The organism is Pseudomonas putida (genome assembly GCF_001636055.1).
Taxonomy (GTDB): Bacteria; Pseudomonadota; Gammaproteobacteria; order Pseudomonadales; family Pseudomonadaceae; genus Aquipseudomonas; species Aquipseudomonas machongensis.
This window is the reverse complement of sequence record NZ_CP011789.1, coordinates 4,046,324-4,059,164: the sequence shown is the minus strand read 5'-3', so window position 1 is coordinate 4,059,164 and position 12,841 is coordinate 4,046,324. Positions and strand designations below refer to the sequence as shown.

Here is a 12,841-nt window from a genome sequence, read left to right as displayed (position 1 = left end):
TTGCCCGGAGGAAAGCATGGGCGTAGCACTCCTGCCAGAAGTCACAGGCGGCAAGGGCGGCGAGAAGAAGCCGAAGAACCCGGTCGAAGCACCGGACAGCCTGCGATCGACGAACATCGCCAAGATCCTGCTAGCAGTGGGTGAGGGTGAGTTCGACGGCATGCCGACCGATCGTGATATCTACCTCGACAACACGCCGATCATGGATGCCAGCGGCAACGTGAATTTCCCCGGCGTGAAGTGGGAGTGGCGCCCAGGCTCGATCGAGCAGGACTACATCCAGGGTATTCCAGCGATCGAGAACGAGACGACGGTGAACGTCGAGCTCCGCAGCGACACGCCCTTCACGCGCACGCTGAGTAACCTGCAGCTCTCGCGGGTTCGTGTCCGGTTCTCATGGCAGCGCCTGGTCAGCCAAGACAGCAGCGGCAACACAAATGGCTACCGGATCGAGTACGCCATCGATGTTTCCACCGACGGTGGGGCGTTCGTGGAATCCCTGCGTTCAGCCGTGGACGGCAAGACCACCAACGGCTACCAGCGGTCCGAATCTGTGAACCTGCCTCCAGCCACCTCCGGCTGGGCCTTCCGTGTTCGCCGCATCACGCCCAACGCCAACAGCGGCACGATTGCCGACCAGATGGTGATCGCTGGCTACACCGAGATTATCGACCAGAAGCTGCGCTACCCGAATACCGCGCTGCTGTACATCGAGTTCAACGCCGAGCAGTTCCAGAACATCCCAGCTGTGACGGTCAACTGCAAGGCGCAGCGCTGGCCGGTACCGAGCAATTACGATCCGGAGACCCGCACCTACACGGGCATCTGGGACGGCACTTTCAAGCAGGCCTGGACCAACAACCCGGTGTGGGCCACCTACGGCCTGTGCGTGAATGACCGCTTCGGCCTGGGCAAGCGAATCCAGCCATGGATGGTCGACAAGTGGGAGATGTACCGCATCGCCCAGTACTGCGACCAGCTGGTGCCGGACGGCTTGGGCGGCCAGGAGCCGCGCTACCTGTGCGACCTGAACCTACAGGGGAAGGCAGAGGCCTGGACGCTGCTACGCGACCTCTCGGCGATCTATCGGGGGATGGTCTATTGGGCGCAGGGCTCGCTGTACATGCAGGCCGACATGCCTCGCGCGCAGGACATTGACTACGTCTTCACTCGGTCGAACGTGATCGACGGCGACTTCGTTTACGGCGGCGCGGGCCGCGACACGCACTACAGCCGCGCCCTGGTGAGCTACGACAACCCGGCGAACAACTACGACACGGACGTAATACCGGTCACCGACATTGCACTGCAGCGCCGGTACCGGGATCGCCCCGTTGGAATCTCCGCCATTGGCTGCACGCGGGCCAGCGAGGCCCAGCGCCGCGGCAAGTGGGCGCTGCTGAGCAACAACCAGGATCGCACGGTCTCGTTCAAGACAGGGATGGAAGGCGCAAACGTGCTGCCTGGCTTCGTCATCCCGGTTGCTGATGAGCTCGTCGCCGGGCGCCCGAACGGTGGCCGCATCTCTGCCGCCGCAGGCCGCGTCGTGACCTTGGATCGGGACACGCCGATCAAGGCCGGTGACCGCTTGATCATTAACCTGCCCAATGGCACCGCCCAAGGCAGGACCGTGCAGTCGGTGAGCGGTCGCGCAGTGACTGTGACGACTGCCTATGGCTTGCAGCCAGAGCCTGAGCTGCAGTGGGCGATCGACTACGAAGACCTGGCCGTCCAGCTGTTCCGTGTGCTCAAGCGCGTGCGCACCACTGAGGGCGAGTACGAGTTCACCGCGCTGGAGTTCAACCCCAGCAAATTCGCGGCGATCGACACTGGCGCCAAGCTTGAGGAGCGGCCGATCAGCGTCATCCCGGTTACGACGGTGCCGCCGCTGGCGAGCGTAACCCTGACCTCGGGATATGCCGTCGACCAGGGCATTGCCGTCAGCACGATGACGATTGCCTGGCCGGCAGTGGAGGGCGCGGTCGCATACGACGTGGAGTGGCGCAGGAACAACGGCAACTGGATTCGCCTGCAGCGAGTGGGCACCACGTCAGTGGACGTGACGGGCATCTACGCTGGCGCCTACCTTGCGCGTGCTCGGGCGGTGAGCGCGTTCGACATCACATCGCCTTGGCGCGACTCGATGTTGACCGAGTTGAAAGGAAAAGAAGGTGCGCCTCCTGCCTTGGCGTTCTTGAATACAACGTCTGAGATATTTGCGATTCGGCTGAACTGGGGATTCCAGCCTGGTGCTGATGACACGGCTTACACCGAGATCCAGATGGCATCTGAGCCCACCGGACAGAACCCGCTTCCATTAGGGCAGTTCGCTTATCCGACTCCGACCTACCTGCACTCGGGCATGGCGGCGGCGGTGGTGCGTTACTTCCGAGGTCGTCTGGTAGACCGTACCGGCAACATCGGTCCGTGGTCGGATTGGGTCTATGGCCAGTCGAGCGCCGACTCGTCGGCTGTGCTCGAGTACCTGGACGGGAAGATCACCGAAAGCCACCTCGGCCAGCAGTTGCTCAGTGAAATCGGGAAAATCAGCGGCGACGGCCCCGGGTCGGTCAACGAGCGATTCAAGGCGGGTGACAAGGCGCTGCAGAGCCAGATTGATTCACTGTCGGCCCAGTTGGCTGATCTTGCTGGCGCTGAAGAGTGGAAGCCAGACCAGCCATACCTGGCCGGAACCTTGGTCAAGCACGACGGCAAGCTGTACCGGGCGAAGGTTGATGTTCCAGCAGGTACCCCAGTGGGCGACGCCGGATTCTGGGAGTACCTAGGCGACTACGCGTCTCTCGGGGAAATGGTCACGGCACTTGCTGTGCGCGTGGACGGCGTCGAGACCAGCGTAGAGGAGATCAATGGCGAGCTCACCGCCATGGCGAGCCGAATTCTCGGCGTAGAGGCGGCTGTCTCGCCCAAGATGGCAGGCGCGACCGAGGGCTGGCGCGCAGGCGAAACCGGCTCCCACGCTGGGTCTTGGTCGATCTACTCGGCGTTCGCGCAGGCAGACATGGCGATCGCCAAGCAGGTCGACGAGGTCAAGGCTCAGGTCGGCGGCAACTTGGCGCGAGTAGTTCGGACTGTGGAGACGCTCACAGACGACGTGTCCGCGCTGGCGCGTGACAACGAGACCCTGACTGCACAGGTGGGCGACACCAAGGCGATGGTAGAGGATAACGCCGAGGCCCTGGTTGAACTGGATGGCGACATTCGCGCGACGCGCAACATCAAGGTTGGCGTTGACGTGAACGGCGTCTACTACGGCGCGGGGATGGGCGTTTCGGTCGAGAACACCCCGGAGGGAATGCAATCGATGATCGTCTTCCTGGCCAACCTGTTCTCCGTCATGCACCAGCCAGGAGGCACGCCGAAGTCAGTCTTCGCGATCAACAACGGCCAGGTGTTCATGAACAGCGCGATCATCAACCAAGCCGACATCATCAACCTGATCATCACTGGCGAGCTCAAGAGTGCGAATTACATTCCTGGCCAGCAAGGAATGAGGATCAACTTCGTCACGAACGAGTTTGAGATCAACGGGATTCGTCCTGGGCTCGGACGGATGAACATCACTCATCAGCTGCTGACGGTGTACGACACGGCGCGTATGCGGATGAGACTCGGTATCTGGGGGTGATATGCCTATAGGTTTGCAGACTTGGGACGCTGCTGGGAACTTGCGGCTGGATGCGACAACTCGCATCGGCCGCATCACCGCAACTTTTTCAACAGGTGGCGCAAATGGGTCAATTTCAGTTCCTTCCCTAGCGGCCGGAGGTGAACCATTTTTCTTCGTGGAGGACGACTCAGCTGATCTGACACTTGCCAATCCATATGCCTATCCAAACGTTTCGATATCGGGTGCCATCTTGTCGTGGGCATACGTGGACTTCAATAACCCACTGACTGGCCAGCCAGTGCCGAGAAGAAACGTCAGTATCTCAGTGGGAACTTACTGATGCCAGCAGGTGGAACCATCTGGTTTGATGACGGCGTTTTCCAAATAGACGCGGAGGTCCGAGTTGCGACTCTCGCGTTTCGAACGTCATATGCTGGACCCTTTACAGCAAATACCGGGCCGTTTGTGTCCGTTGGGTATTACTTTGATATTGCAGTTCCAAGCAATGTCAGAAGCTTGTTTTTTTCTTCTGACACCCCTGTTTTTGTTGCCCTCTGGTCGAAGGTTGGAACCACCTGGAGGTTTAAAGTCTCGGCGCAAGTAGCTCTACGCATATACGGCTTCGCTGATCAGGAAATCTTGCATTCAACCTCGGGGTTGCAGTTCTTCAGCGAGGCAGGCGTTCTCACTTTCGACTCTGACAGCAACTTTCTACGGGTCAGCGGAATCTCCCGAAATGCCGGCCCAGGTACTTCTGTTCCGTGGCCGAGCACATCCAGAAGCTTTGCGGCTGGGCTTGGTCATTTCCCTAAACGTGGGGTTGGGGCTGCCCAGGCGGGTGTTCCCTACTGGGTGCAAATGTCATACGGGATCACGGTCGGCCCCAGTTCTTGCACCGTGGGCGAACTACCCATTTCCTCAAGGCCCACCGGTGGCGGTGGTACTCCGCCACCACCGAACTCTCCACCAATGGCAGCCCCCACGATGATGATCGTGGACGTCACCAACTTCGACTGAATGAGGCTTCGATGGCACTTCAACAGGTAAATCTCGGCACGCCGCCCTCGGCCCTGGACGGTGATGACCCGCGCACCGCGTTCACGAGGATCAACAACAACTCGCAGTTCTTGGACACTATTGGGGTTTCTGCCCCCATCGGCCGACCAGTCCCTAACGATGACTGCAATCAGGCAATGACCGAAGGTTGGTGGAGCGCTGCTTCTGGCACCGCTGCAAACAGACCGCCGCTTATGATCTTCCCCCTTATCTACGTCGTGACTATAGGCGGATATGTGGTTCAGAGTGCTCTCGACATGTTCAGCGGTCGCCGGGCGGGGCGGGGATACAACGTGGTCAATGGCCAATGGGCCGACTGGGGGCGGGAAGCTTTTCTCAGTGACTTAGGTACGGCGGCCTTTGCGGCGCTGACCACCAGTGACCTCGACACAACTGTTGGCCGTGCGCTGAAGGTGGGAGATCACGGCGTGGGTGGCGATGTTCCGTACCTGCAATCACCCAATCTCAATGCGCTGACCGTTCCAAATGGGGACTACTTTGTGGCCACCCCGTCTAACAGCCCTGTTGCGTACGGTATGTTGACCTACAGGAAGCGCTCTGATGTTGAATATCAGAGGATTGTGTCCGTAGAAAGCTCTGCCTTTCGCAGTTTTGAGCGCGCCAGGCCGGGTGCCTCGACCCCTTGGCCTGCAGAGTGGGTTGATACCACTCCCTTCGGACACGGGCAGCTTTGGTATAACTTGACCCCCAATCGTACTACTGGGATCAACTACCGAAACGCAACCGGCCGGCCTATTCAAATAGCAGGGCTATTCGGCCCCACCAATAACCCCAACGTTTCGGTCTACGTCAATATTTTAGGGCCGGATGGGGCTTCCAATGCCATCACGGTTCGCGGTGGATACTCCGCTGCGGCTGGGAACTATATAGAAATGCCTGAGATTTTGATCCCCCATGGCTGCTACTACAACATAGCAATCGGTAATGGATCGGCGGCAATAATCGAGTGGAGAGAACTGCGATGAGGTATTTCAATGAGCCAGAAACAGGTCAGATCTTTGCCTATGAGGACGAGACCGAGGATTCGGCCATTCTGCCTCAGCTGGTGCTGCTCACTCAGGCTGAAGTAGATGATTTGTTGAGCAAGAAGCACCGCGATGAACAAATGGGGCGCGAGGCTGTATGGGTGGCCGCTGAAATGGCTGTCGTGGCCGATCAGCTACTGATGCACGAAGACGGCGACGACATGGCTGTTGCCACTCAAGAAGCCTGGAAAGACTACCGCAAGGCCCTGCGCCGATGGGTGGAAGGCGCCGAATTCTTCCCCGATCAAGAGCACCGTCCAGTAAGACCCGTTTGACCGTCCACAAGTGCCCACCGACCGCCCACGAGGCGGTATTTTTTTGCCTGGAGAAACCCGAATGCCGATCACTGAGCAGCAGCTGCTGCAGATCCTCCCCAATGCCCGCCCAGTCGCGGGAATTTTTGTGCCTGCACTGAACCGGGCTATGGCGCGCTGGCGCATCGACAGCCGAGTCCGCCAGGCTGCATTCCTGGCCCAGGTAGGCCATGAGTCGGGACAGCTGCGCAACCTGGTCGAGAGCCTGAACTACCGCGCCGATCGTATTCGCCAGGTCGGACAGGCATCTCCTGCTGGCAGCCGCTGGCGATCCCTTGTGCCGCGGGCGGACGAACTGGGCGGAAAGCCTGAGCGCCTGGGCAATGCCGTATACGGCGGCCGGATGGGCAACGGTCCTGAGTCGTCCGGCGATGGCTGGCGATTCCGCGGGCGCGGCCTGATCCAGCTGACCGGCCGCGACAACTACCGCGCCGCTGGCCAGGCCCTGGGCCTGCCCCTGCTCGAACAACCTGAGCTGCTCGAGCAGCCCGAACACGCAGCCGCTTCCGCCGCCTGGTGGTGGTCACAGCACGGCCTGAACGAACTGGCAGACACCGGGCGTTTTCAGGATATCGGCAGCATCATCAACACCGGCAAGCCAGGCCGCGTTCCGCATGGCACTGCTGAGCGGAAAGCGCTGTATGACCTCGCGGTCAAGGTGCTGGCATGAGCGCCTGGCTGCTTCGCCTCGCCGGCGCCGGCCTGCTGATCCTGCTGGGCATGGCCATTGGCACCTGGGCCACCACCAGCCACTTCCGGCCATTGCTCGACCACCAGCAGGACCAGGCCGCCCAGTGCGCCGCCGCGCGCGAAAACTTGGCCGGCCTGGCGCAGGAGCAGGGCAAGGCACTCGGCGACCTGACCCTGGCCGCGAAGGAGCGCCAGGCCATGGCAGAGCAAGCGTTGAGTGAGGCCAAGGCCAGCGCACAGGACGACTACGCTGCGGCGAACCGCCTGCAGCAGGAACGCACCGGTGGCGATCAGTGTGCCGCCGCTTCCTCGATCATCGACAAGGAGCTTGGACTATGAGCATTGCAAGGCGATTCCTGCGAGGGGTGGGGGTGCTCGCAGGTTTTCTGCTGCTTACCGGCTGCGCAGCGCAAATTGAGCCGGAAATGCGAACCGTGCGCGTCGAGGTTCCGGTGCAGGTACCGTGCCGTGCGCCGGAAGTGGCTGTGCCGCTGTGGGCGGCTGCCGGCCTGCGTAAGTCCGATAGCTTGGAAGTGAAGGTGCGTGCGCTGCTGGCTGAGCGCCGTCAGAGGATCGGGTACGAGCGTTTGCTTGAGGCGTCTGTATCTTCCTGTCGCTGATGCTTAAGAGTCTACCGGCTGTGATCCATGACCGCTCTTACCCAAGCCTCTTTAGCTTGGTGGTGCAGCGTCAGCACCATACCAGCTAGGGTCGCGCAGGCGGTATGTTCATCCATGCCTTCTTTTTTTGCATCTGATAAGAAGCGTTCGATATACGTATCGTTGGTTGCGAGCCTTGCTTTACCGTTAGGGCTGGAGAAGTAGGATCTGACCCAGTCTTGATCCTGACTCTTAAACCGTGCTGTGGTCTCCTGAATGGCCCCTCTGGCGGTGTTCTCAAAGTGTACGGCAGAGCTGCATTGTCTCCGTGATATCTTTTCCATCACATCGTTGATGGCTACGTAAGGAACCATGGCATCGATTAATTTGGACTTGTCGTACTCCGCCATCGCTTGCATCGGATGCGCGAAGCAAAGGCTGAAATAAATTACCCAAGATGATCTTGAATGCATGTCTATCTCCGGCAAGAGAGTGCTATGTCGTGAGAATAGACTCAAGAGAGGATAATGCAAGTTTAGTCTGTATGATGACATGCGACTGCGCACTAACGGCGCCACATTCATTTGGTTTAGCTTGGATATCGTTCTCGTCTTTGTGAATCAGGGGAGTAACTGGATTGGAATTGAGGGGCGTTTGAAATTATGCTAGCCACCTGACCATTCGCAGGCCTGGATCGCTTGGTAATGCGATAATTTGCCATCCATTCTGCAATCCTGTTTTCGGAAGTACTCGTAGATATGTCCACTACTGTCCGCTTTGCTGTGCCCGAAGATGCACGCCTCTTACCGCCAATTGAGAGTTCTGCTGCGCAAGCGTTTCGTGTTTTCAAGGGGTTAAGCTGGCTCGCTGATTCTCCCCCTATACCCGTTGAACGACATCTTGAGCTTATCAAACGCTCGATGTGCTGGGTGGCTATTGATGCCGATAATCGCCCGCAGGGCTTTCTCAGTGCTGATCTTTACGGTAGAGACCTTCACGTCCATGAGCTTTCCGTCCGCCAGACCATGCAGGGACAGGGGATAGGGCGAAAACTCGTACAGGTAGTGCAGGAATTTGTTGGGTTGAAGGGGTTGCGTGCGGTGACTCTTACGACCTTCAGACACGTACCGTGGAATGCTCCATTCTACTCTCGTCTCGGTTTTCAGATTGAGTCCGAGCAGCAGGTCGATGAAAGGCTGTCAACACTGTTGAGTGAAGAGTATGAACACGGATTTCCCGCGGGAAGCAGATGTGCGATGGTTTGGAGAGCAGGCGAAGAGTTTTGAAGAGGCACGTATAGCCTCCAGTCGCAGGCTATACGATGCTTGAAAAGGAATACTCGAGTGCGTTGTGGCTGGGCGCCGAACAAGTGAAGCGAAGCCGTTGATCTATGGTTTCATTACCAAAACGCGGTAAACGACAGTCAAGATCCGAAGAGGTGAGCAGTTAGTTTCTATTTACGGTTTAGCAGTTGCGCACTGCGTGGAGCAGACGGAAACCCGCGCCGGTCGCCTGTAGACCGTCTTTACGGCGTGCGAAATATCGGTGATTGATTGCGCTAGCGTCTAGATTTTCTCGTAAGGTAAAACCGATCGAACTGAGTAGCGCGCTCATTTCCTCTGGGTCAAAGCTTGAGAGCCATGGTTCTCCCATCTGAGCAAACAGATTCGCAGCATGACTTTCAATTGCTCGTTCAATTGGAGGAAGCCGCTCCGGTGAGACCCGATAATCGAAAACTATTTGGCTTCCCTCCGGCAAGTGGGCCAGCGACTTTAGCGTTTCGACGATCTGTTCTCTCGTGAGGTAAGGGGTCACGCCAAGCCATGCAACAAAGACAGGTTGTTGTGCTTCCAGTCCGTTCTCGACCAGGCGTGGTAGCAACGCGTCTTTGCGCAGGTCACATGGAACATAGCGTACCGAATTGGCGCCCGAACTTAATCCACCTATCGCTTTTCTCTTTTGCTCTTGGGTAGTGTGGAGGTCTACCTCGAATACAACCAGGCTCTCGTCCTCGTTACGTAGCGCATAGGTGTCGAGTCCAGCCCCAAGAATCACATATTGGCGTAGATCCATGTTCCTGGAGTTCAACAGCAAGTCTTCGCTGTAGCGGCTGCGTGCAACAACGGCTGCCCGCAAAGAGCGCATCACGGGCTCATTGAACTGAAACGGATCTTTTTGCAGCATGCTTTGGACGGGTGAGGGCAACACCTCGAGCGCGTATGGATCGTCAAAAACGACCGGGTCGTCCAGTAATTGATGGACGGCACGCGCCATTGCCACACGTAGCGCTGAGGAGGGGCGGTTGGGGATATCTTGCGAGGTCACAGTAGTGCTCCGGTGAATGGTTTCGCCGGCACTGTAAAGCCTCCCCTTAGCGTGAGGGTCAAGCCTGTTTCTGAAGGTGCTTTGCAAGCCATTCTCGAACGCGTGCAGGAACCGGATGCCCGATCTGCAAGATAGGCTCACAGCGATAGGCCATCTGGAGCTTTCTGGCGAGCGCGCAATTGCCTCTGGTCATCTTGTCTACAAGCGAATGGTATTGCGTTATCAGGCTGTCGATTTCCAGCGGACTCACTGAGTCGCCGGCCTTGAGCAATTGGTCGGCGCGGCGGCCGAATTCACTCCACTCCCTGGCAAGTCTTTTATCCAGGCTAAGGATGTCTTCCTCGGTCAGATGACGTCGCAATGCATCCATGCGCAACTCTATGGCCGGAGTGATGTAGGCAAGCAGGCTAGTGTCCAGTCCGACGTGGTCACGCTGACCATGGTCTTTTTCATGCAGATTGCTCCATCTTCTTGCTACCTCAATGTCTCCATCCATCCATAGCATTGCTGCATCCATCCAGCGTGCGGCCAAACGCTGGACCTTCGGCTTGTGGTAGTCCAAACCCTCTGCCATTACCGCCTGGAGTTCTTCTATCAGGCGTTCGAACAGATTTCGAGCAAGAGCCCAGCGCCCAAGAATTTTCAGTAGCTCAGCTTCCGTGAACGCTTTGCGATAGTGTTCAAGTAGTGTTACGGCGTTGGGCCAGGGGAAGCGATCATTGACTATGCCGGCGGTCAGCCCAGCGGCAAGGACAGACAGCTTCGCTTTGCGCTGTTTCATCAGCGCCATATCTTCATCGATCCGAGAGAGCTGGATTGAAATGGCTTCTATGCTCTGCTGGCTAGGAGTGGTCAGGAGGCGCTTAATGCTCTCCAGCGACAGTCCTGTCTCTTGGAGTGTTTGGATTGCGTTTATTTGCTCAACCGCGGACTCGGCGTAGAGACGATACCCCGCCTGCGTGCGTGCAGCTGGCTTGATGAGGCCTATTTCATCATAGTGATGGAGGGTTCTAATGGTTACCTTGCAACGGCGCGCTAGGGCCCCTACCTGATAGAGTGGTGGTATTCCCATTTTCACTCATTTCCCGAATATATGAGCGGCGCATTATACGGGCCATGGAGCAGCGTGCAGCCCATAGCCCTGCCTTCTTTTGGGCTGATTTTGGGGGGCAGGGGTACGGCAGGAGGATAACGTCACGCTTATGCCATCTACAATTGTATGTTCGACAACTGGGATGTATCGGTGAAACGTACGCTCGAAGGAATGGTTGCTGCAGGTGAGGAGTTACTTCGTCAGGCGCTTGATGCCAATCGACGCCTGCAGCAGGCCGTGGCTGATGGTGAGTCCCCCGAGGATGTCGAGCGGCACCGAGTATTGGCCGATCGGCTTTACCGCCAGGTGACCGAGTATCAGCTCATCGCTACCGGCAAGGCACCTCATATCATTCACTGATCGCCATGGAGGCGAGCATGAAGGACAAGCGCGAAATCGTGATGCCAGACCATCAGGTCTACAAGGATGTTGAGGAGGCTATGAGGCGCCATCTTGAGGCACAAGAGGCTGGATTGCCTGCGCAGGAAGTGGAGCGCTTGCGGCTGATCTTGGAATCGCAGATCAAGGCGGCCCATCAGTACCACTCAGATGCCATGGGGCGAGCGCCGCTGAGTCGTCACTGAGGCGATATCAGCTCAGGCCCTTGGTTCCGCACGTTCCCTACGGCTGTGCTGACCTTGTACCACTCGAATGCCTCGGCTGGTTCACCCAGGTTCAGCACCATCTGTTCTGCGTGCTCGCTTGGCATGCCTGCTGCAATCCACTCTCGAGCCAGTTCCGGCTCAAGCACCACTGGCCGGCGGTCGTGCACGTCCACAAGCCCGCCCTGGGCGTCGGCCGTGATGATGACGAAACCGTCGTGCTCGTTGCCGGTGAATTGACCGATGCTGGCGCATAGCGCCGGCTGGCCGTCCCGCCGCCGGATGTAATAGGGCTGTTTCTTCGGCCCACCCTCATCAACCCACTCGTACCAGCCGTCGATAGGCGTAATAGCCCGATGCGGCCAGATGGCCCGGAAGAACGGGCCGTGAGCGACCTTCTCGACGCGGGCATTGATCGGCGCGGCGCGATCGGTTGCCCAGTGCGGCCGCCACCCCCACCTCACCAGGTCCGCCCGCGGCCCTCCCTCATCAAAGCGCAGCACAGCAACGGGCGTAGTAGGCGCAATGTTGTACCGCTGCAGCGCCTGGTCACCGACGTTGTTCCTCCACACCTCCGGCATGCTCAGCACCTCAACGAAGTCGTGAATGCCCCGGTACTGGGTCAGCCGTCCACACATTTCCCGTCCCTCCTGCTCGAGCACAAAGCATAGCCCGCCAGGCGGTACTGGCGCGGGCTGCGCGTGCAATGCTCAAATACTGTATCGATATACAGTATTGGTGCCGTATGTACTTCCTCCTTGTTCGCCGCCGAGTGCGCGGCGTTGCGATCCCCAGTGGACAGCTCACGAAGATCCAGCCGCTGCGGGCTGACGTTCATATTGAGTACGGGCACAGTTCAGTGCTCGGTCGGCAGTGCCTGGGCGCCTGGGTGTTCAATCCGACCCCAGGTCCAGACGTGATTCCGCGGCTACACGACGCACGCGTTACGGGAATGGCCCAGGGCGGAATGAACATCACCGGGGTGGAGGAGGTTGACGGTGTACTCTATGCGCAATCCTGGTGGTGTCGTGCACAGTAGCGCGGCGGGCATACCGCAGCCCTGGATGGTCGAGCTCAACGACCAGATGGCGATGATCACCGATCCAGACGGGCGCTCTGCCGTGATGGCGGAAATGGCTGTTTACGCTCATCGCCGACAGGACGTTGATGCTGGAGCGCTGGCCGAGATGCTGGAGCTCGCCGAGGCGGCCAGGCTATGGGCTCATGCTGAGCGTGAAGCGGAGTGAGAGTGACGCCAGCCAGGACGGCTGACCGGGGTGGCAGAACGCCAAAGGAAAGGGTGAAAAACGGTTCCAAAACTAAAAAGGTGACCCTTGTAGAATGCGGCGTGCAGGCCGTTAAGATCTCTTTAGTTTTGGAACTGATATAGCCTCGCAACCATTGCAGGGCGGGAATTCTTGGATCGGTTTGCAAATCCGTCTACGCCGGTTCGATTCCGACCTCGGCCTCCACTCTTCGAAAACCCCG

Annotated in this window: 15 protein-coding genes; 11 read left to right on the top strand and 4 right to left on the bottom strand. The window is 58.5% G+C overall.

Annotated elements, in window-relative coordinates:
* Positions 1–16: 16 nt before the first annotated feature.
* The 6 genes from gpJ (at position 17) to AB688_RS17980 (ending at position 7,354) form a co-directional block, all read left to right on the top strand.
* The gene (gene gpJ, locus AB688_RS18005) at positions 17–3,646 is read left to right on the top strand and encodes a TipJ family phage tail tip protein (protein ID WP_063545363.1); all 3,630 of its coding nucleotides are present in this window, start codon (positions 17–19) and stop codon (positions 3,644–3,646) included.
* 1,010 nt (positions 3,647–4,656) lie between these two features.
* On the top strand, positions 4,657–5,670 hold the full coding sequence (locus AB688_RS18000; RefSeq protein WP_063545362.1) for a hypothetical protein: 1,014 nt from the start codon (positions 4,657–4,659) through the stop codon (positions 5,668–5,670).
* Positions 5,667–6,005, top strand: a complete 339-nt coding sequence (locus tag AB688_RS17995; protein WP_063545361.1) for a hypothetical protein — start codon at positions 5,667–5,669, stop codon at positions 6,003–6,005. Before AB688_RS18000 ends, AB688_RS17995 begins: the two co-directional genes overlap by 4 nt.
* A gap of 61 nt (positions 6,006–6,066) precedes the next feature.
* On the top strand, positions 6,067–6,714 hold the full coding sequence (locus tag AB688_RS17990) for a glycoside hydrolase family 19 protein (RefSeq protein WP_063545360.1): 648 nt from the start codon (positions 6,067–6,069) through the stop codon (positions 6,712–6,714).
* Complete coding sequence (locus AB688_RS17985) at positions 6,711–7,073, top strand: hypothetical protein (RefSeq protein ID WP_063545359.1); 363 nt, start codon at positions 6,711–6,713, stop codon at positions 7,071–7,073. Before AB688_RS17990 ends, AB688_RS17985 begins: the two co-directional genes overlap by 4 nt.
* The gene (locus AB688_RS17980) at positions 7,070–7,354 is read left to right on the top strand and encodes a hypothetical protein (protein WP_081255272.1); all 285 of its coding nucleotides are present in this window, start codon (positions 7,070–7,072) and stop codon (positions 7,352–7,354) included. Before AB688_RS17985 ends, AB688_RS17980 begins: the two co-directional genes overlap by 4 nt.
* 11 nt (positions 7,355–7,365) lie before the next feature.
* Here AB688_RS17980 and AB688_RS17975 read toward each other — a convergent pair whose 3' ends face one another.
* Entirely contained in the window at positions 7,366–7,806 is a 441-nt protein-coding gene (locus tag AB688_RS17975) for a hypothetical protein (protein ID WP_063545358.1), read from the bottom strand.
* Between the two features lie 285 nt (positions 7,807–8,091).
* On the opposite strand from AB688_RS17975, the gene AB688_RS26490 reads away from it, so the two are divergent.
* Positions 8,092–8,619: a GNAT family N-acetyltransferase gene (locus AB688_RS26490; protein WP_081255271.1), complete on the top strand. Its 528-nt coding sequence runs from the start codon at positions 8,092–8,094 to the stop codon at positions 8,617–8,619.
* A gap of 178 nt (positions 8,620–8,797) precedes the next feature.
* Here AB688_RS26490 and AB688_RS17965 read toward each other — a convergent pair whose 3' ends face one another.
* Entirely contained in the window at positions 8,798–9,658 is an 861-nt protein-coding gene (locus AB688_RS17965) for a class I SAM-dependent methyltransferase (RefSeq protein WP_081255270.1), read from the bottom strand.
* Between the two features lie 58 nt (positions 9,659–9,716).
* Positions 9,717–10,730 carry a MerR family transcriptional regulator gene (locus AB688_RS17960; RefSeq protein ID WP_063545356.1) on the bottom strand — a complete coding sequence of 338 codons (1,014 nt, stop codon included), beginning with the start codon at positions 10,728–10,730 and terminating at the stop codon, positions 9,717–9,719.
* A 171-nt stretch (positions 10,731–10,901) separates the two neighbouring features.
* Between AB688_RS17960 and AB688_RS26485 the strand changes: the two genes are divergently transcribed.
* Positions 10,902–11,111: a hypothetical protein gene (locus AB688_RS26485; RefSeq protein WP_081255344.1), complete on the top strand. Its 210-nt coding sequence runs from the start codon at positions 10,902–10,904 to the stop codon at positions 11,109–11,111.
* 17 nt (positions 11,112–11,128) lie between these two features.
* Entirely contained in the window at positions 11,129–11,335 is a 207-nt protein-coding gene (locus AB688_RS17955; RefSeq protein WP_063545355.1) for a hypothetical protein, read from the top strand.
* Here the strand turns inward: AB688_RS17955 and AB688_RS17950 are convergent.
* Positions 11,329–11,991 (bottom strand): SOS response-associated peptidase, encoded by a 663-nt coding sequence (locus AB688_RS17950; RefSeq protein ID WP_063545354.1) that lies wholly within the window; start codon positions 11,989–11,991, stop codon positions 11,329–11,331. The genes AB688_RS17955 and AB688_RS17950 overlap by 7 nt on opposite strands.
* A gap of 107 nt (positions 11,992–12,098) precedes the next feature.
* Here AB688_RS17950 and AB688_RS27220 point away from each other — a divergent pair, with 107 nt between their 5' ends.
* Both AB688_RS27220 and AB688_RS17940 read left to right on the top strand, forming a co-directional pair.
* Entirely contained in the window at positions 12,099–12,392 is a 294-nt protein-coding gene (locus AB688_RS27220) for a hypothetical protein (protein WP_063546795.1), read from the top strand.
* Positions 12,361–12,600: a hypothetical protein gene (locus tag AB688_RS17940; RefSeq protein ID WP_063545353.1), complete on the top strand. Its 240-nt coding sequence runs from the start codon at positions 12,361–12,363 to the stop codon at positions 12,598–12,600. The genes AB688_RS27220 and AB688_RS17940 overlap by 32 nt, the downstream gene beginning before the upstream one ends.
* The last annotated feature ends 241 nt before the right edge of the window (positions 12,601–12,841 follow it).